Genomic DNA, 20,614 nt, shown 5'->3' on the forward strand with positions numbered 1-20,614 from the left:
CAGGTGCATCATAGACTCCAGCACGGCGCCACCAATCGATAACGCGGGCCTTGCCGATAGGGCAATGGCGTTTGCCCTTATCTGCGCCGAGCCAGATGCATCATGGCTTCCAATACCGCGCCACCGATCGCCCGGGCCTTGTCAGAGACGGTAGTGGGATCGGCGCGCTCGCCGCGCGGGTCTATGTCACCGATCTTGAAGCCGACGGTCACCTCGATGCCATCGCTCAGCAGTCCCCGCACCATGCCAGAGAGCGGCGCGATGATGGGGGCGTCCCCCACGTGGGCGATCACATCCCCCTCCTGCACCAGATCGCCGAGCTTGATCAGGCTCTTCATCATCCCGGCGGCGGGGGTGCGGACCACCCGGCGGGCGGAGTGCCCCTCGATCACCCCGGGAATGCCGGTATTGGGCTGGGCGGGGCCCTGATAGATGACCCGCCCCAGATGGTGGCCGCGGTTGGTCTCGATCACCGCATCGCAGTCGCGCCCCGCCTCGAAGCCCGGGCCGAGGGCGACCGTGATGGGGGCCATCTCTTTGTGGGTGCCGAGGTTTTGCTTGGCGAGGATGGCATCCACCAGATAGCGGGGCTTGAGTTCGGTGAGGGTGGCGCAGTCGGGGTCAACCAGCAGCGGGATTATGCCAAGATCCAGCTGCTCGAACGCCTGCTCGACGCTCTCGACCCGCTTGGCACGCACCCCTTCGACGCTGGTTTCGCCGTCAAACATCCCCTGGGCGAAGGCCACGGTGCGGCGGATCACGGTGGGCTTGTCGAGATCCAGCATCACCACCTTGAAGCCTGCATTGTGCAGCCGCAGCGCCACCCCGGTGGCGATGTCGCCGGAGCCGCGCATCACCACCAGCCTATCCCGCTTGAGGCGCACGTCATCCTGCATCAGGCCGCCCGCTTTGCCGTTTTTCACCTGCAGCAGCTCGGCGAGTATGCTGATGGCGATCTCCTCCGGGGTCTCGGCGCCTATGTTGTAGCCGATGGGGGCATGCAAGCGCTGCAACTGCTCCTGGCTGATGCCTTGCTGGCGCAGGGCCTGGGTGAAGGTCTGCACCTTGCGCTTGCTGGCGAGCAGCCCCAGATAGGTGAGGGGACGGGTGATGAGCCGCTCCAGCGCCTCCTTGTCCTGGTGGTTGGTGGCTATGATGACGAAGTTGGCGGGCTCTATGGCCAGCGCCTCGATCACGGCGCTCATGGTCTCGGCCTGCTTGAGATGGGTACCGGCGGGGAAGAGCTCGGGGTTGAGGCTCCCTTCAAAACAGTCGCCGACATGGATATCAAAGCCCAAGGGGGCAGCGGCATGGGCCAGCGCCCGGTTGACATGACCGGCGCCGATCAATACCAGACGGGGGCGCAGGCCGTAGACATCGATATAGACCGACATGGCGCCGCCGCAATCCGAGCCCACCGCATGCTCGCCGTTGCGGGCCATGCGGCCGTGGAAGATGCGCGGCTTGCGCTCACCAATGGCCGCCACGGCTTCCTCTATCACCAGCCGCTCTATCATGCCGCCGCCTATGGTGCCGAGGATCTGGCCATCGGCCATTACCAGCATCTGGGCCTGATGGCGCGGGGTAGAGCCGCGGCTCTCGATGATCTGGGCCATGGCGAACGGGGTGTTGGCTTGTTCCAGTCGGGCTGCGTGTGAAAAAAGATTCATAAGGTACCTCATTTCATCCTTAACGGGTCATGCGCGCGGTGACGCCACCGGTTCGCCATCCAGAGGGCCTGGCTCACCACATGACGAATGGCGATGGGCTCGCGTACCGCTCCCTGCCAGATGGCGTGGAGCTCGGGGTGACGGGCCAGCAGCGTTATCAACTGCGGCTGCCATGACGCCTCATTTTGATAATCGCCATTGATAAACCAGATCCGGCGGGCCCTGGCCGGGGTGCCCTTGAACACCCCCTGGGGGTGGGCTAGCAGCCGGTCAAACAGCGCCCAATCCAGCGGCTCACCGGCCTCTATCCCGCACAGGGACTGGAGTTCGGCCCAGCGATGGATCTGCTGGGGGTCGGCCTTGGCCCCCACCATGGCGCCGCCCACCAGGGCTATCACCCAGTCACTCTGGTGTGGAATGCAAGGTTCGTGCAAAGCGGGCACTTTCAATAACTTGTGATGGGCGCCGTCCGCCTCCACCAGGATGAGATCGAAGCGCTGCTGCCCCTTGATGAGATCGATCTGCTGGGGCGTGGGCCCCACCGCCTTGCCGCTGGTCCGATCGAGATGGCTGAACAGGGCGACCAGGGTGGGGCCATCGGGCAGGTGCTGACAGCGGGTGAGCTGGCGGACGGGATCGGCTTCCAGGATCAATTCCCGATAGTGTGACTGGGCTGGCAGAAACATCCGGGTGCTGGTGGTAATCAGCACCCTTTTGCCCTGCCGATAAAAATATTCCGCCAGCCAGAACAGGGTGCTGGTTTTGCCGCCTGCGCCGCAGAGGCTAATTAAGGTGGTACGGCTATCTATATTTTCGGTGAGCGGGCTTAATAGTGTCTCAATATCGGGAAAGGCACGCTGAACAGGTGAGGGGATGGGCATGGAAACGACCGATTCAAATAAGGGCGCAGACAGTGAACAGCACTGTCATTCCAGAGCGAGATGCGACTGCATAATAACGGCGGCCGGCCTCTCGTCGCGAATGGGCGCGTGGAAACTGATGCTACCGTATCGCCAGAGCACGATTCTTGATGAGAGTCTCAAAAATGCCCTCGCTTTCTGTGACCGGATTATTCTGGTGGTGGGACATCGCGGTGACGAGCTGATGGCGCGCTATGCAGACAGACCCGAGATCCTGCTGGTGGAAAACCATGATTATGCACAGGGGCTTGGCAGCTCCATCCGGCTGGCGCTGGCGGCCAGCAGCAGCGACTACCTCTTCATCTCCCACGGCGATCTGCCCTGCATTCCCCCCGATGTCTACCAGACGCTCTGGCAGGCACGGGGCCCCCACACACTTTTCCCCCGTTATCTGGGCGAGTCAGGGCATCCTGTGTTGCTGCCATCATCCCTTGGCAAAGCGCTGGCCGAGGCGCCGGTACAAGGCTCGATCCGCCGCTGGCTGATGGCGCATCCCCATCGCTTCGTCGAGGTGCACAGTGACGCCATTCTGCTGGATGTGGACACCCCTGAGCGTTATCAGGCGCTGCTGCGGGCAGACGACGCTGGCTGAGCCTGGCTATTATCAAATGCATGTCAGTGCATAATTATGAAGGGTAAAGCCAGGTCGAACACGGCATTGTGGCCGCTGTGGTGGCCGACATTATCACCCTGCGTGGCCTGATAAAGGCAGGCGAAACGAGATTATCAAACTGATATTCGATCCCGCCAATGTGAGACTTTTTCAGCATCTATCGCTATTTCAACGTGATGAATGTGCGTTATTGATAGCCGCTCTCATCCCCGAAACAGGTATTGTATGTCGATATTTCATTAATTCGAGGTGCCTCACGCTTTTACGCTCACATAATTAAATTTTCCAGCACTGGCCTGATTGTTGCTCTTGTCTGTTTCAAGGGGCTGTCTCGTGAATGTGCCCCATTTATTCACCCAGTCAATGAGCAGAGCCGCTGCAAGGAGATCATCATGGGCGATATTATGCGACCCCTTCCGTTCAAGAACCTGCTGACCCGCATTTTTGCGGAATATAAAGAGAGTCAGAGCATTTTCGGTATTCCCGCCGCGCAATTCTATAGCAAGCAGGACGAGCGCAAGATCAAGGTGTTCGGTGAAACCTGCGAAACCCCTATCGGTCCGGCGGCCGGCCCCCATACCCAGCTGGCCCAGAATATCATCACCTCCTGGCTGACCGGCGGGCGCTTTATCGAGCTCAAGACGGTGCAGATCCTGGACCGTCTCGAACTGGCAAAGCCCTGCATCGATGCCGAGGATGAGTGCTTCAATACCGAGTGGTCCACCGAGTTCACCCTGCCCAAGGCGTTCGACGAGTACCTCAAAGCCTGGTTCGCCCTCTATCTGCTGGAAGAGGTGTTCGACCCCCGTCTCGACGGGGAGGCCAAATCCTTCATCTTCAACATGAGCGTGGGCTACAACCTCGATGGCATCAAACAGCCGCCGATGCAGCAGTTCATCCACAGCCTGATGGATGCCGGCAGCAATTCAAAATTTGCCGAATACCAGCAGGTGGTGCGAGACCTTGTGGCCGACGAGCAGTTTATCGCCGAGCTGGGACTGGGAGACCGCCGTGACCGCCTGCAACAGCTGGCGGACTGCATCCCGGCCGAGCTGGTGCACGGGGTCACCCTCTCCACCATGCACGGTTGCCCGCCCAACGAGATTGAGGCCATCTGCCGTTACATGCTGGAGGAGAAGGGGCTCAACACCTTCGTCAAATTGAACCCGACCCTGCTGGGCTACCCGCGGGTGCGCGAGATCCTCGATACCTGCGGCTTTGATTACATAGGTCTGAGCGAAGCGTCGTTCGAGCACGACCTCAAGCTGGATCAGGCCAAGGCCATGCTGACCCGATTGATGGCGCTGGGTGCCGAGAAGGGGCTCACCTTCGGGGTCAAGCTCACCAACACGCTCGGCACCATCAACCGCAAGGGGGCGCTGCCGGGTGATGAGATGTACATGTCCGGCCGGGCGCTGTTCCCGCTCTCCATCAACGTGGCCGCCGTGCTGTCACGCGCCTTTGACGGCAAGCTGCCCATCTCCTACTCGGGCGGCGCCAGCAAGTTCAACATCGCGGAGATCTTCGAGACCGGCATTCGTCCCATCACAATGGCGACTGACCTGCTGAAACCGGGTGGTTACCTGCGCCAGATTGAGTGCCTCAAAGAGATAGACGCTTCAGAGTGCTGGGGCATGAGTCAGGTGGATGTGGCCAAGCTGGAGCGGCTTGCCGCCAAGGCGCTCACCATGGATTACACCCAGAAGGAGTGGAAGTCCGCGGATCGCATCGAAGTGGGTGGCGGCCTGCCGCTGACCGACTGCTACGTGGCGCCCTGCGTCACCGCCTGCGCCGTGCATCAGGACATCCCCGAGTACATTCGCCTGATGGGCGAGGGGGAGTATGTGGCCGCCCTCGAGCTGATTTATCAGCGCAACGCCCTGCCCGCCATCACAGGCCATATCTGCGATCACCAGTGCCAGTACAACTGCACGCGTCTGGATTACGACAGCCCGCTCAATATCCGCGAACTCAAGAAGGTCGCGCTGGAGCGCGGCTGGGAAGGGTACAAGGCGCGCTGGCACAAACCGGCAGGCAGCGGTGACAAGCACCCGGTGGCCGTGATTGGCGCCGGCCCGGCCGGCCTCTCCGCCGGTTACTTCCTGGCCCGTGCCGGCCATCCGGTCACCATCTTCGAGCGCGAAGCCGATGCCGGTGGCGTGGTGAAACACATCATCCCCGAGTTCCGCATCCCGGCCGAGCTTATCGCGCATGACATCGACTTTGTCGCCGCCCACGGGGTCAAGTTCGAGTTTGGCTGCGATATGGCCCTGACTGTCGACAAGCTGCACGCCCAGGGCTTTGCCTATGTCTTCGTCGGCATAGGTGCCGACAAGAATGGCGGCATGCGCCTCGAAGGGGGCCATGAACGGGTCTACAAATCCTTCCATTTCCTGCGCAGCTTCAATCAGGGCAAACCGCTGCCGCTCGGCCGCCATGTGGCTGTGGTCGGCGCGGGCAACACCGCCATGGACTGCGCCCGCGCCGTCCTCAAGGTGCCCGGTGTCAGCGATGTGACCGTGATCTACCGCCGCAGCGAGAAAGAGATGCCCGCCTATCGCGAGGAGGTTCTGGAAGCGGTGGAGGATGGGGTGCGTTTTTGCTTCCTCACCAATCCGGAGCGCTTTGACAAAGATGGCAAGCTTGTCGTGCGGATGATGGCGCTGGGGGAACCTGACGAGCAGGGCCGCCGCCGTCCTGTGCCCACAGATCAGACCGAAGTGATGCAGATGGATGCGCTGATCACCGCCATCGGCGAGCAGCCCGATTGTGACGTGCTCGAGGCGATGGGGATTCCCCTTGGCAGCGATGGCTGGCCCGAGGTGGATAGCCAGGGCGAGACCAGCCGTCGCAACGTCTTCCTCATCGGTGACGTGCAGAGCGGCCCATCCTCCATCGTTGGTGCCATCGGTGGTGCCCGCCGCGCCGCGGATCTGGTGCTGGCCCGCGAGTATATCGCCGGAAGCCAGACCGAGGTGTCAATCCAGCCGTCGGGCAAGGATGAGATCTACCGTCGCAAAGGGAACATAGCCGTCACCCTGGTCGACAAGGGCGAGCGGGAGGCCTTCGTGGCGCAGGAGGCGCACCGCTGCCTCGAGTGCAACTACCTCTGCAGCAAGTGCGTGGATGTCTGCCCCAACCGGGCCAACGTCGCCATCGCCGTGCCGGGCTTCAAGGATCAGTTCCAGACCCTGCACCTGGATGCCTACTGCAACGAGTGCGGCAACTGCGTCCAGTTTTGCCCCTGGCAGGGCAAGCCCTATCAGGACAAGGTCACCATCTTCAGCCTGCCCGAGGATTTCGACAACAGCCGCAACCCCGGTTTCTATCTGGCGGATGGTGGTGAACTGAGGATCCGTCAGGGTGGCGAGATCTATCGCCTGACCATCGATGCCCAGAGCCGGATCCAGGATGCCCCAGCGGCCCTTGCCGACATGTGCCGCATCATCAGCCATGTCCACGCCCATCACCACTACCTGCTGGGGGCCGTCGCGGCCTGAGCGAATAACGAATAAGCGAAGGAGCAAACCATGTTTATTCTGAAAAACGTCACCGCCGTCCAGCTGGAGCCGACCAGGGTGCTGGAAGGGGTGGATATTGCCATCGAGGGCACGCTTATCAAGGCGGTGGGACCCAATCTGCGGGCCCTCTACCCGGAGGCGAATTATCGGGAGATGGGCGGCAAGCTGGTGATGCCGGGCATCGTCTGTGCCCACAACCACTTCTACTCCGGTCTGTCGCGGGGGATCATGGCCAACATAGCCCCCTGCCCGGATTTTATCTCTACCCTGAAAAACCTCTGGTGGAGGCTCGATCGGGCGCTCGATGAGGAGTCCCTCTACTACAGCGGCCTTATCTGCTCGCTGGAGGCGATCAAGAGCGGCTGCAGCGCTGTGATCGACCACCACGCGTCGCCCAACTACATCAAGGGTTCCCTCAACGTGCTGCGCAAAGGGTTTGTGGAGGCGGGTCTGCGTGGCATGACCTGCTTCGAGACCACGGATCGCAACGGCGGCCTCGCCGAACTGCAGGCCGGGGTGGAGGAGAACATCCTGTTCGCGCAAGCCATTGATGCCGCCAAGGCCAAGGGGAGCGAACCCTATCTGGTGGAGGCTCATATCGGTGCCCACGCCCCCTTCACCGTGCCCGACGAGGGGCTGGCCATGCTGCGCGAAGCTGTGCAGGTCACCGGTCGCGGGCTGCATATCCATGTGGCGGAAGACAGATACGACATGGCCCACGGCCACCACCACCATGGCAAGGAGCCCATCGCCCGGCTGGACGAGTTTGGCCTTATCGACAGCAAATCCCTGATCGCCCACGGCATTTACCTGAGCCCGGCCGACATCGAGCTGCTCAACAGCCGCGATGCCTTCCTGGTGCACAACGCCCGCTCCAACATGAACAACCATGTGGGCTACAACATGCACCTGCCACAGTTTCGCAATCTGGCGCTTGGCACCGACGGTATCGGCTCCGACATGCTCGAAGAGCTCAAGTTTGCCTACTTCAAGCACAAGGATGCCGGCGGGGCACTGTGGCCAGACAGCTTTGCCCGCTTCCTGTGGAACGGCAACACCTTGCTGGAGCGCAACTTCGGCGCCAAGTTTGGCCGCCTGGAGCCGGGCTACAAGGCCGACCTCACCCTCTTTGACTATGACGCACCGACCCCGCTGGCCCCGCGCAACCTCGGCGGCCATCTCGCTTTCGGCATGGGATCAAACAGCGTCAACAGCGTGATGGTGGAGGGGCGTATGGTCTATCAGGACCGCGAGTTCCCGTTCGATGTCGCGCCCCTTTATGAGCAGGCCAGCAAGGTGGCGAGCCGCCTGTGGCAACGGATGGATCAGCTGGCCTAAGGCCACTTTCCACGGTTTTGGACCGGATTGCCCGCCAAGTGGATTGCCCCGGCGGCGGGCAGCAAGAGTGAGGACGACACATGATTGAGCAATTCTTCCGACCCGAGCAACTGGGTCAGGCGTTGGAACTCAAGGCCCGCTTTGGCAGCGACGCCGTCTACATGGGGGGCGGCAGCAAGCTCAACGCCGCCCCGACCCGCACCGACAAGAAGGTCGCCATCTCGCTGGCCCGGCTGGGACTTGACCAGATTGAACAGCAGCACGGTCAGCTCCATATCGGCGCCACCGTCACCCTGCAGACCTTGAAAGATGACCCCCGTACTCCGGCCGCCCTGTGCGAGGCGCTGGGCTTTGTCTACTCCCGCCATCTGCGCAATCAGGCCACCGTCGGTGGCGAAATTGCCTGCCAGCAGCAGGACTCCCCAGTGTTGGCGGTGCTGCTGGTGCTCGAAGCCGTGGTGGTGCTGGAGAACAACCAGCTGCAACCCATAGACGCCTATCTGGCGGGGCAGCGCAATGCGCTCATTCTGGGGATTGTGCTGCCGGAGCCTGAACTGCGCTGCGCCACCCGCCGCATCAGCCGCAACGCCGATGGCTTGGCGGTGATGACGGCCGCCGTGGCCCTCGACAGCATTGGCGAGATGCGGGTGGCCCTGGCCGGCGTCACGCCGCAGCCGATGCGACTGCGGGATGTGGAGCGCCACGATCTCCATGACGGGGCGCTGGAAGCGGCCGTCAGCAAGATATTGATCCCGCGCGCCGATCTGACGGGCAGCGTGGCCTACAAACGCTATATCAGCGGCGTGGTGGTGGCAGATCTGCTGGTGGACTGCCAGCAGCAGGAGATGCAAGCATGATGGAACTCAACTTCACCCTGAACGGTGCCTTGCGCACCGTCATCGCCCCGGCTGGCGAGAATGCCCAGCGGGTGCTGTTCAACCAGTGCCGGATGCATTCGGTGCGCAACAGCGACGACGGTTTCGGCTTTGCCGGCTCCGACGCCATCTTGTTCAACGGCAAGGTGATCAACGCCTCCCTGCTGATCGCCGCGCAGCTGGAGGGGGCTCAGGTGCGCACCGCCGAGTCGCTCGGCAGCTGGAACCAGCTCAGTCTGGTGCAACAGGCGATGGTGGACGTGGGCGTGGTGCAGTCGGGCTACAACGATCCGGCCGCCGCGCTGATTGTCACCGACCTGCTTGATCGCCATCCCGAGCCCAGCCGTGATCAAATCGACGATGCGCTTTCGGGCCTGTTTCACCGGGACGGCGGCTACCAGCAGTTCTATCAGGCCATAGATCTCGCCTGCTCGCGGATGAAGGATCCCGATTACCTGTGCCAGATAGCCCCGGAGTTTCGGGGTGATCTGCGCCATATCGGCAAGAGCTGCCCGAAAGTGGACGCCGCCAAGATGGTGCAGGCCAAGCCCTGCTACGTGGAGGATCGGGTCACCGAGGATGCGCTGATCATCAAGATGCTGCGCAGCCCCCATCCCCATGCGGTGATCACCCGACTCGATGTGAGCCGCGCGCAAGCGCTGCCGGGTGTGGTGCACGTCATTACCCATCTCAACTGCCCGGATGTGTTTTACACCCCGGGTGGCCAGAGTGCCCCCGAGCCGTCACCGCTGGATCGCCGCATGTTCAGCCGCAAGCTGCGCCACGTAGGGGACAGGGTCGCCGCCGTGGTGGCCGAGAGTGAAGCAGTCGCGCTGGCTGCGCTGAAGCTCATCGAGGTGGAGTATCAGGTGCTGCCTGCGGTCATGAACATAGACCAGGCGATGGCCCCCAATGCACCCCTGGTGCACGACGAACCCATCATCTACATGGCCGGGGCACCTGCGGATCTCGAGCAGCAGAACGCCTGCTCGGTGCGGCGCGGCGACGAGCACATGATCATCAATTTCCCCATAGGTTCCCGCCCGCACGAGAACCTGGCAGCCAGCGTCCATGGCCAGATTGGCGACGTGGCCAAGGGCTTTGCCGAGGCGGACGAGATCGTCGAGCGCACCTACGAATCGACCCAGGCCCAGCAGTGCCCGACCGAGCCGCACATCTGCTTCACCTACATGGATGGCGATCGTCTGGTGATCCACGCCTCCACCCAGGTGCCCTGGCACGTGCGCCGTCAGGTGGCGCGCATTGTCGGCATGAAGCAGCACCAGGTGCATGTGATCAAGGAGCGGGTAGGGGGCGGCTTTGGCTCCAAGCAGGATATCCTGCTGGAAGAGGTGTGCGCCTGGGCGACCAGGGTCACCGGTCGTCCGGTCACTTTCCGCTACACCCGTGAAGAGGAGTTCATCAGCAACACCTCCCGCCACGTGGCCAAGGTGAAGGTGAAAGTGGGGGCCAAAAAAGATGGCACCATCACCGCCATCGACATGGATTTTCGTGCCAACACCGGCCCTTACGGCAACCACTCGTTGACGGTGCCGAGCAACGGCCCGGCGCTCTCCCTGCCGCTCTATCCGTGCGACAACGTGCGCTTTACCGTCAACACCTACTACAGCAACATCTGCCCGACCGGGGCCTATCAGGGTTACGGTGCGCCCAAGGGCAACTTCGCCCTGACCATGGCCATCGCCGAACTGGCTGAGAAACTGGGGATTGACCAGCTCGACATGGTGGAGCACAACCGGGTCCATGAGGGGGACATCCTCAAGGTGCTGGGGGCCATCGGCGAGGGCAAGATGCCCACCTCTGTGCCCCACGCGGCCAGCTGCGCCCTCGAACCCATCCTCAAACAGGGGCGGGAGCTTATCGCCTGGGACAGCCCCAAACCCGCCGACGGGGATTGGCGCATCGGTCGTGGCGTCGCCATCATCATGCAAAAATCGGGGATCCCCGATATCGATCAGGCCAACTGCATGGTCAAGCTGGAATCGGACGGCACCTTTATCGTCCACTCAGGTGGCGCCGATATTGGCACCGGGCTCGATACCGTGGTGGCCAAGCTGACCGCCGAGGTGCTGGGTTGCCCGCTCGGGGATGTGCATGTGATCTCCGGCGACACGGATCACGCCCTGTTCGACAAGGGGGCCTACGCCTCGTCCGGTACCTGCTTCTCAGGCAACGCGGCCAAGATGGCGGCCGAGAACCTTAAAGCGAAGATCCTGTACCACGGCGCCGCCATGCTGGGGGAACCGGTAGAGGAGGTGGCGCTGGAGTTCCCTGGCCTGGTGCGTGGCAAGCTGGGGGAGGTCTCCTTTGCCAAGATTGCCCACAAGTCGGAGACAGGAACAGGCTTCGGCATTCTGGTGGGCACCGCCAGCTACATCACCTCCGAGCTCGCCTTCCCGTACGGGGCCAACTTCGCCGAGGTGGCGGTCAACCTCAGAACGGGCCAGATCCGGCTCGACAAGTTCTACGCCCTGCTCGACTGCGGCACCCCCATCAACCCGGAACTGGCACTCGGCCAGATCTATGGCGCCACCATGCGGGCAATCGGCCACACCATGACGGAGGAGATCTGCTACGACGGCAGGGGCATTCCGCTCACCCGGGATCTCAAAAGCTATGGCGCCCCCAAGATTGGCGACATTCCGCGCGATTTTCGGGCCTTCCTGGTGCCGAGTGATGACAAGGTCGGCCCCTACGGCGCCAAGTCCATCTCGGAGATAGGGGTGAACGGGGCCGCGCCCGCCATCGCCACCGCCATCCATGACGCCTGCGGTGTCTGGCTGCGCAAGTGGCACTTCACGCCGGAGCAGATCCTGCGCGAACTGGGCAAGCTGGAGCAGAAAGAGTCGGCATAACAAAAGAAAAGGTGAGGGGCGGGCACAGGCTCGCCCCCAGCACCTGACGGCGGAATGAGTACTCCGCCCACATTCTGTGTGATGGGACAAACATGATGTCTAAAACAACACGCAAGCACTCGGATCTGATTTACGCGCTGGAAGACAAGCCCCCCTTCTATCAAACCCTGATGGGCGCCGTGACCCACCTGCTGGCCATCTTCGTGCCCATGGTGACCCCGGCGCTGATCGTTGGCGGGGCCCTCGGGCTCTCCACCGAAACCACCGCCTATCTGGTCTCCATGGCGATGATCGCTTCCGGCATCGGCACCTGGCTGCAGGTGAACCGCTACGGCCCCATAGGATCGGGCCTGCTCTCCATCCAGTCGGTCAACTTCTCCTTCGTCACCGTGATGATCGCGCTCGGCAGCGCCATGAAAAAGGATGGCCTGCACGAGGAACTGATCGTCTCGACCCTGCTGGGGGTCTCCTTCGTCGGGGCCTTCCTGGTGGTGGGCTCCTCCTTCGTGCTGCCCTACCTCAAGCGGGTGATCACCCCGACCGTGAGCGGGGTCGTGGTGCTGATGATTGGCCTGAGCCTCATCAAGGTCGGCATCATAGATTTTGGCGGCGGCTTCTCCGCCATGAGCAGCGGCACCTTCGGCAAATACGAGAACATAGGGCTGGGGCTCTTGGTGCTCTGCGTCATCGTCGCCTTCAACTGCAGCAGGAGCCCGCTGCTTCGCATGAGCGGCATCGCCATCGGTCTGCTGGTGGGCTATGTGGTGGCCCTGATGCTCGGCATGGTGGACTTCTCCGCGCTGGAGAACCTGCCGCTTATCACGGTTCCCATTCCGTTCAAATACGGCTTTGCCTTCGATTTTCACGCCTTCGTGCTGGCCGGCACCATCTATCTGTTGAGCGTGCTGGAGGCGGTGGGGGACATCACGGCCACCGCCATGGTTTCACACCGGGATATCCAGGGCCCCGAGTTTCAAAAACGCCTCAGTGGCGGCGTGCTGGCGGACGGCCTGGTGTCGGTGATCGCCTCGGCGCTCGGCTCCCTGCCGCTCACCACCTTCGCCCAGAACAATGGCGTCATCCAGATGACGGGGGTGGCGTCGCGCCACGTGGGCAAATTCATCGCCGTGATCCTGGTGCTGCTGGGCCTCTTCCCCGTGGTGGGTCGCTTCTTCACCACCATTCCTTCGCCGGTGATGGGGGGCGCCATGGTCATCATGTTCTCCATGATTGCCATCGCCGGCGGGCGCATCATCATCAGCCACGGCTTCGATCGGCGAGAGACCCTGATAGTCGCCACCTCGCTCGGCTTGGGGCTCGGCGTATCTTACGACCCGAACGTCTTCAAGGTGCTGCCGGCCGGGCTCTACATGCTGGTGGAGAACCCCATCTGTGCCGGCGGCATCACCGCCATCATCATGAACCTGGTGCTGCCCCGGAGTCGCAAACGCAAGGCGGCTGCCAGGGATGCCGAGGCGGTGGAGCTGATCCAGCTGAGCGACAAAGCCGACACCCGTTTTGCTACCCGGCCCGCCCCGTCGGCCACTGCCCGCCAACAGGGGCTGGCGACGGACGAGGCACAGGTGCGCGCCCCGCAAGTGGATCGCGGCTAACGAACAACAAGAGGGAATTGAGAGATGAAAAACGACAACTCCGTCAAAGCGGTGCGCGGCAGTTTCTTCGACATCAGCCGGGTGGTGGACCAGCCCGAGGAGATTGAGCCCAATGCCCGCCTCATCGAAGACGGCCTGCTGATCATTCGCAACGGCTGCATCGACTGGTTCGGTCAGTGGGAGGAGGGCAAGGATCGCATTCCGGCCGAGGTGCGGGTGCGGGACTATCGCGGCAAGATGATAGTGCCGGGCTTCGTCGATACCCACATCCACTATCCCCAGAGCGAGATGGTGGGGGCCTATGGCGAGCAGCTGCTGGAGTGGCTCAACCGCCACACCTTCCCGGCCGAGCGGCGCTACAACGACCTCGAGTACGCCCGCGAGATGTCCACCTTCTTCATCAAGCAGCTGCTGCGAAACGGCACCACAACGGCGCTGGTGTTCGGCACAGTGCACCCCGAGTCGGTGGATGCCCTGTTCGAGGCGGCGAGCCGCATCAACATGCGGATGATCGCGGGCAAAGTGATGATGGATCGCAACGCGCCAGATTATCTGCTCGATACCGCGCAGAGCAGTTATGAACAGAGCAAGGCGCTTATCGAGCGCTGGCACGGCAATGGCCGTTTGCTTTACGCCATCACGCCGCGCTTTGCCCCCACCTCGACCCCCGAGCAGCTGGCCATGGCCAGACGGCTGCGCGAAGAGTACCCGACCACCTATCTGCACACCCATCTGTGCGAGAACAAGGAGGAGATAGCCTGGGTGAAATCCCTCTTCCCGGCGCACCAGGGCTATCTCGATGTCTATCATCAGCACGGGCTGACTGGCCACAACTGCGTCTTTGCCCACTGCGTCCATCTGGAAGAGCAGGAGTGGGATTGCCTGAAGGAGACCGGCTCCACCATCGCCTTCTGCCCCACTTCCAACCTCTATCTCGGCAGTGGTCTCTTCAAGCTGCACAAAGCGTGGCGCAAGCAAGTGAAGGTGGGGATAGGCACCGACATCGGCGCCGGTACCACCTTCAACATGCTGCAGACCCTCAACGAGGCCTACAAGGTGATGCAGTTGCAAGGGGAGCGGCTCTCCGCCTATCAGGCCTTCTATCTGGCGACGCTGGGCGGCGCCCATTCGTTGGGGCTGGACGAGAAGATCGGCAGCTTTGCGGTGGGCAAGGAGGCGGATTTCGTGGTGCTCGACCCGGTCGCCACCCCGCTGCAGCAGCTGCGTTATGACAACTCCACCACCCTGCGGGACAAGCTGTTCGTACTGCTGACCCTGGGGGATGACAGGTCCATCTACCGCACCTATGTGGATGGCCAGCTGGTACATGAACGGGGGTAAGGATGGACGGGGCTGCCTGGGCGTAGCCCCGCAGGATGCGGTTGCTGGCGAGCCCACAGGGAGGCCGGCGCTCAAGCAAGAACGGGGAAGGTTTCCCCGCAACAGAAGGTGAAATGGCCCGGTTTTGTGATCAGTGAGGCAAACGTTTGCTGATCTTGCGAACCCCATATCGCCTGCGACCGTGGCATGACAGACCCACGGCACAGGCCGCCATTTCGTCACACATATTCAGGGATGCTGGAAGGAGTGGGTTATGACCCAGGCAAGCAGGACAGACAGTGTGAAAGAGGCGGCCAGTGGCCAGGGTGAGGCATCGGGGCGACAGTCGCCCTCAATCGGTGTGCTGGATCGCTACTTCATGATCAGCGAGCGGGGCAGCAATGTGCGCCAGGAGGTGCTGGCCGGGCTCACCACCTTCCTCGCCATGGTCTACTCGGTCATCGTGGTACCCGGCATGCTCGGCAAGGCGGGCTTTCCCCCCGGCGCAGTGTTCGTGGCCACCTGTCTGGTGGCGGGCTTTGGTTCGCTGCTGATGGGGCTCTGGGCCAAGTTGCCGATGGCCATCGGCTGCGCCATTTCGCTCACCGCCTTTACCGCCTTCAGCCTGGTGCTGGGGCAGCACATCTCCATTCCGGTGGCGCTCGGCGCCGTCTTCCTGATGGGGGTGCTGTTTACCGCCATCTCGGTGACCGGAGTGCGCAGCTGGATCCTCGACAACCTGCCGATGGGGATAGCTCACGGCACCGGCATCGGCATAGGGCTCTTCTTGCTGCTGATCGCCGCCAACGGGGTGGGACTGGTCATCAAGAACCCGCTGGAGGGGCTGCCGGTGGCGCTGGGGGCCTTTACCTCCATGCCGGTCATCATGTCCCTCATCGGCCTGGCGGTGATCGTCGGGCTGGAGAAGCTGAAAGTGCCGGGCGGGATTTTATTGGTGATCATCGCCATCTCCCTCTTCGGCCTCATCTTCGATCCGGCGGTCAAATACCAGGGGCTGTTTGCCATGCCGAGTCTGGCCGATGAACAGGGCAAGTCCCTCATCTTCAGTCTGGACATCATGGGGGCGCTCTCGCCGCTGGTGCTGCCAAGCGTGCTGGCGCTGGTGATGACGGCGGTGTTCGATGCCACCGGCACCATACGGGCGGTGGCGGGGCAGGCCAACCTGCTGGACAAGGATGGCCACATCATCAACAGCGGCAAGGCGCTCAGTGCCGACTCCCTCAGCAGCATCTTCTCCGGCCTGGTGGGGGCCGCACCTGCCGCCGTCTATATCGAATCGGCGGCGGGCACGGCAGCAGGCGGCAAGACGGGACTGACGGCGACCGTGGTGGGAGCCTTGTTCCTGCTGATGCTGTTCCTCTCGCCGCTCTCCTACCTGGTGCCGGCCTATGCCACGGCGCCGGCCCTGATGTACGTGGGACTCCTGATGCTGAGCAACGTCGCCCGGCTCGACTTCGATGACTTCGTCGGGGCCATGTCCGGCCTGCTGTGCGCCGTCTTCATCGTGCTCACCTGCAACATAGTCACCGGCATCATGCTGGGTTTCAGCGCCCTGGTGATCGGCCGCATCTGCTCCAACGAGTGGCGCAAGCTCAATCCGGGCACCGTCATCATTGCCCTGGCGCTGGTGCTCTTTTACGCCGGTGGCTGGGCCATCTAGTCCAGGGGCCTGTGTCATTGCGAGCGTCTTATCGGGGGCCACCAACAAGTGGCCCCCGATGTGTTTCCAGCGTGGCAGGTACCATTTTGATAATGGGGATTACCAGATTGATAACGGGGCGCATACCAGCGGTTGGATGCGCATGAAAAATCGGCTAATCGGCTGCGCCCTGAGCCAGGTCGGGGTGCCGGATGGGATCTTCTTCACACTTATCCCCATCGCTGGCAGGCATAGGGGAAACAGGCGCATATCTTGCTGTTTTTTATCTTGGTTCTGGATTTTCTTACCTGAAGCAAGGACTTGCATATGTCCATAGGATTACCGCTCAAGCGGGTGGATGCCGAGGCCAAGGTGACCGGCAGCGCCCGCTATACCGATGACAACATCATGCTCGGGATGCGTCACGCCAAGTACGTGCGCAGCAATATTGCCCACGGCAAGGTGATCGCCATCGATGCCAGCGAGGCGCTGGCCCTGCACGGGGTCGAAGCCGTGTTCACCCATGAGGATGTGCCCACCACCTGTTTTCGCACCGCCGGTCACGCCTGGTCCCTCGATGAGACCAAACGGGATGTGAAAGACCGGCGCCTGCTCACCGACCATGTGCGCCACTTCGGCGATGGCGTCGCCATCGTCGTGGCCCGCGATCCCCTGGTCGCCGAGAAGGCGGCCGCTCTGGTCAAGGTCACCTACGAGCCCCTGCCAGTGATGACGGATGCCCAGAGTGCGCTGGCCGAGGGCGCCTATCCCATACACCCGACCGGCAACCTGCTGCGGCAAAGCCAGATCCGCGCCAGCGACCCAGAGCAGGCCATCGCCGCGGCCGACTTTCAATTCACCGGCCACTACCAGACCCCCGTGGTGCAGCACTGCCATCTGGAGACGGTAACCTGCTACGCCTACATGGATCAGCCGGACCACATCATAGTGGTCTCCAGCACCCAGATCCCCCAGATAGTGCGCAGCCGGGTGGCCAAATCCCTCGGCCTGCCCTGGTCCAGCGTGCGGGTGATCAAGCCCTACATGGGCGGCGGTTTTGGCAACAAGCAGGATGTGCTGGAAGAGCCGATGGCGGCGTTTCTGAGCCACCAGCTGGGTGGTGTGCCGGTCAAGGTGACGCTCAGCCGGGAGGAGTGCTTCTTTGCCTCCCGCACCCGCCACGGCTTTGGCATCGACGGCAAGATAGGGCTCAACCGTGACGGTACCCTCAAGGGCTATCAGCTCGACGTGCTCTCGAACACCGGCGGTTATGCCTCCCACGGCCACTCCATCGCCAGCGCCGGTGGCAACAAAATCAGCTACCTCTATCCGCGCAGTGCCTTCGGTTATGACGCCAAAACCTTCTACAGCAACCTGCCCACCGCTGGCGCCATGCGCGGTTACGGCGCGCCCCAGGTGATTTTTGCCCTCGAGTGCATGCTGGATGACGCCTGCGCCGAGCTGGATCTGGATCCGCTCGCCGTGCGTATCGCCAACGTGGCCCGCGAAGGCGATGTCAATCAGGTCAACCAGAAGACCATCTACAGTGCCGGCTTGCCCGAGTGTCTGCGCCGGGGCGGCGAACAGTTCGAGTGGGAACGGCTCAAGGCCGAGTGTCTGGGGCAGGATCCGGCGAGCCGGATGCGGCGTGGCATCGGCGTAGCTTGCTTCAGCTACGGCTCCAACACCTATCCGGTGGGGGTCGAAATCGCCGGGGCCCGCATGCTGCTCAATCAGGATGGCACCGTCAATCTGCAGATCGGCGCCACCGAGATAGGGCAGGGGTCGGACACCGTCTTTGCCCAGATGGCGGCCCAGACCCTGGGGATTCCGTTTGAGCAGATCCGGGTCATCTCGACCCAGGATACCGACATCACCGCCTATGATCCGGGCTCGTTCGCCTCGCGCCAGAGCTATGTGGCGGCCCCCGCCATCCATCAGGCGGCGCTGCAACTGAGGGCGCGCATTCTGTCGCTGGCGGCCCAGCTCTGCCATCAGGATGTGGGGTCGCTGACCCTGATCGACGGTTACGTGGTGCTGGCCGGTGCGCCGGACAAGGTGCTGATCAGCGTGGCCGAGGTGTCAATCAACGCCTACTACCACCTCACCATAGGCGGCCAGATCACCGCCGAGGTTTCTCACAAGACCACCACCAACCCGCCGAGTTTCGGCTGCACCTTTGTCGATCTCAGCGTCGACATCGATCTCTGCAAGGTGACCATCAATCGCATCATGAACCTGCACGATGCGGGTAAGATCCTCAATCCGCAGTTGGCGGAGGGGCAGGTGCACGGCGGCATGGGGATGGGGATCGGCTGGTCCCTGTTCGAGGAGATGATCATAGACCCCAAGACCGGCGTGGTGCGCAACCCCAACCTGCTCGACTACAAGTTCCCCACCATGCTGGATCTGCCCGAGCTTGAATGCGACTTCGTGCAGACCTACGAGCCCCAGTCTGTCTATGGCCACAAATCCCTGGGGGAACCGCCCATCATCTCCCCCGGCCCGGCGATTCGTAACGCCATTCGCATGGCCACCGGGGTTGCCATCAACGAGCTGCCCATCACCCCCAAGACCCTGTTTCGGGAGTTTGTGCAGGCGGGTCTTATCACCGAGGGGTCAAGCGAGGAGCAACGCCATGTTTGATATTGCCCGTTATTACAAGGCCCGCAGCGTGGCCGAGGCGGTCGCTCTGCGTCAGGCCGACCCGCAAGCGCGCCTGCTGGCCGGTGGCACCGATGTGATGATCCAGCTGCATCATCTCAACGCCGCCTATCGCCATATCGTCGATATTCACGACTTGCCCGAATTGAAGGGGGTGAGCGAGTTGGCTGATGGGTCAGTTCGCATCGGCTCTGGCACCACCTTTACCGAGATCATCGAAAACGAACTGGTACAGCGCCGCCTGCCGATGCTGGCCGAGGCGGCCGCCACCATAGCCGGTCCGCAGATCCGCAACGTCGCCACCTATGGCGGCAACATTTGCAATGGTGCCACCAGTGCCGACTCGGCGGCGCCGACGGTGGCGCTGGAGGCTGAACTGGAAATTGCGGGCCCGGGCGGCACGCGCCGCATCCCCATCGCCGGTTTTCACACCGGCCCCGGCAAGGTGGCGTTGCAACCGGCAGAGATCCTGGTGGCGTTTCACTTTGCCCCCGACCCCCATCCCCAGGTGGGCTCCCACTACTTCAAATACGCCATGCGCGGGGCCATGGACATAGCCACCATAGGCTGCGCCGCCTATTGCCAGATTGAAGATGGCCGCTTCAAGCGCCTGCGTCTGGCCTACGGGGTGGCGGCGCCGACGCCGGTGCGTACCCCTCACGCAGAAGCCGCGGCCGAGGGACAACCCCTGACCCGGGTGACGCTCGCGGCCATTGCCGAGGCTGTGGTGGCCGATGTGGCGCCGCGCTCCTCCTGGCGGGCGGAGAAAGCCTTTCGCCTGCACCTGATCAAGACCCTGGCGCAGCGGGTGATCACCTGCGCCGTCGAACGTGCCGGAGGCAAAATTCTATGATGCAACCGCAAACCTGTCCCGCCGTGGAAATCCAGTGCGAAATCAACGGCAAGCCTTACTGCTACGCTGTGTCCCCCAATATGTCGCTGCTCCACTTCCTGCGCGGCCAGGGGCTGATCAGCGTGAAAGAGGGGTGCAGCGTCGGCGAATGCGGCGCCTGTACCGTGCGGGTGGATGGCACCGCCATCGACAGCTGCCTCTATCTGGCGGTATGGGCCGATGGCAAATCCATTCGCACCGTGGAGGGGGAGCGTAAGGGGAATCAGCTCTCCGATGTGCAGCAGGCCTTCATCGACGAGGGGGCAGTGCAGTGTGGTTTTTGTACCCCGGGCCTGGTGATGGCGAGCGCCGCCCTGCTCGACAAGACAGATCGCCGCCCGCTGACAAACGAGGAGATCCGCCGTGGCCTCTCCGGCAATCTCTGCCGCTGCACCGGCTACCAGAACGTGGTGCGGGCGGTGAAAAAATGCTGCAAGGGCTAGGGTGAGGCTGCCGCCCCTAACGCCATGTGCGGGGCGGCTATGGTGGGGGCATGCCTGCTTCCGATATAGCTGCCGGCAAGGCGACATCTGACGGCCATGCAAACAACAGACGGGGGCCTGGAAAACCTTATTTTGGTCATCTCATATTAATGGCGTGATATTTATCCATGGGAGGGTGAGTGGTATTTTCGCCCGGCGACACAGTGACG

13 protein-coding genes are annotated in these 20,614 nt (G+C 62.5%); 11 read left to right on the forward strand and 2 right to left on the reverse strand.

All coding sequences use genetic code 11. From position 1 onward, the window contains the following. Positions 1-77 precede the first annotated feature (77 nt). Together yqeB and yqeC are read right to left on the reverse strand one after the other, a co-directional pair. A complete protein-coding gene (yqeB, locus tag AACW87_RS10085; RefSeq protein ID WP_241324895.1) occupies positions 78-1,670 on the reverse strand; it encodes a selenium-dependent molybdenum cofactor biosynthesis protein YqeB in 1,593 nt (530 codons plus the stop codon). An 8-nt stretch (positions 1,671-1,678) separates the two neighbouring features. Continuing rightward, positions 1,679-2,551: a selenium cofactor biosynthesis protein YqeC gene (yqeC, locus tag AACW87_RS10090; RefSeq protein WP_241324896.1), complete on the reverse strand. Its 873-nt coding sequence runs from the start codon at positions 2,549-2,551 to the stop codon at positions 1,679-1,681. Here yqeC and mocA point away from each other — a divergent pair. The 11 genes from mocA (at position 2,550) to xdhC (ending at position 20,405) form a co-directional block, all read left to right on the forward strand. Further along, positions 2,550-3,182, forward strand: coding sequence for a molybdenum cofactor cytidylyltransferase (gene mocA / locus AACW87_RS10095; protein ID WP_277606753.1), 633 nt, complete (start codon positions 2,550-2,552; stop codon positions 3,180-3,182). The two genes, yqeC and mocA, sit on opposite strands and share 2 nt — an antisense overlap. A gap of 413 nt (positions 3,183-3,595) precedes the next feature. Continuing rightward, positions 3,596-6,703, forward strand: coding sequence for a putative selenate reductase subunit YgfK (gene ygfK / locus AACW87_RS10100; RefSeq protein ID WP_241324898.1), 3,108 nt, complete (start codon positions 3,596-3,598; stop codon positions 6,701-6,703). Positions 6,704-6,733: 30 nt separating this feature from the next. Continuing rightward, positions 6,734-8,062, forward strand: coding sequence for a putative aminohydrolase SsnA (gene ssnA / locus AACW87_RS10105; RefSeq protein ID WP_241324899.1), 1,329 nt, complete (start codon positions 6,734-6,736; stop codon positions 8,060-8,062). Positions 8,063-8,142: 80 nt separating this feature from the next. Then, the gene (gene ygfM, locus AACW87_RS10110; protein WP_241324900.1) at positions 8,143-8,919 is read left to right on the forward strand and encodes a molybdopterin-dependent oxidoreductase FAD-binding subunit; all 777 of its coding nucleotides are present in this window, start codon (positions 8,143-8,145) and stop codon (positions 8,917-8,919) included. Next, positions 8,916-11,813 carry a molybdopterin-dependent oxidoreductase Mo/Fe-S-binding subunit gene (locus AACW87_RS10115; protein WP_241324901.1) on the forward strand — a complete coding sequence of 966 codons (2,898 nt, stop codon included), beginning with the start codon at positions 8,916-8,918 and terminating at the stop codon, positions 11,811-11,813. The genes ygfM and AACW87_RS10115 overlap by 4 nt, the downstream gene beginning before the upstream one ends. A gap of 95 nt (positions 11,814-11,908) precedes the next feature. Next, positions 11,909-13,426 carry a nucleobase:cation symporter-2 family protein gene (locus AACW87_RS10120; protein ID WP_241324902.1) on the forward strand — a complete coding sequence of 506 codons (1,518 nt, stop codon included), beginning with the start codon at positions 11,909-11,911 and terminating at the stop codon, positions 13,424-13,426. Between the two features lie 24 nt (positions 13,427-13,450). Further along, positions 13,451-14,767, forward strand: a complete 1,317-nt coding sequence (gene guaD, locus AACW87_RS10125; RefSeq protein ID WP_241324903.1) for a guanine deaminase — start codon at positions 13,451-13,453, stop codon at positions 14,765-14,767. 358 nt (positions 14,768-15,125) lie between these two features. Beyond that, a complete protein-coding gene (locus AACW87_RS10130) occupies positions 15,126-16,427 on the forward strand; it encodes an NCS2 family permease (RefSeq protein ID WP_241325030.1) in 1,302 nt (433 codons plus the stop codon). 306 nt (positions 16,428-16,733) lie between these two features. After that, on the forward strand, positions 16,734-19,052 hold the full coding sequence (gene xdhA, locus AACW87_RS10135; RefSeq protein ID WP_241324904.1) for a xanthine dehydrogenase molybdenum-binding subunit XdhA: 2,319 nt from the start codon (positions 16,734-16,736) through the stop codon (positions 19,050-19,052). Beyond that, a complete protein-coding gene (gene xdhB / locus AACW87_RS10140; protein WP_241324905.1) occupies positions 19,045-19,923 on the forward strand; it encodes a xanthine dehydrogenase FAD-binding subunit XdhB in 879 nt (292 codons plus the stop codon). The genes xdhA and xdhB overlap by 8 nt, the downstream gene beginning before the upstream one ends. After that, positions 19,920-20,405, forward strand: a complete 486-nt coding sequence (gene xdhC / locus AACW87_RS10145) for a xanthine dehydrogenase iron sulfur-binding subunit XdhC (RefSeq protein WP_043555629.1) — start codon at positions 19,920-19,922, stop codon at positions 20,403-20,405. The genes xdhB and xdhC overlap by 4 nt, the downstream gene beginning before the upstream one ends. The last annotated feature ends 209 nt before the right edge of the window (positions 20,406-20,614 follow it).

The sequence above is a fragment of the Aeromonas sp. MR7 genome (assembly GCF_963899385.1).
Taxonomy (GTDB): Bacteria; Pseudomonadota; Gammaproteobacteria; order Enterobacterales; family Aeromonadaceae; genus Aeromonas; species Aeromonas bestiarum.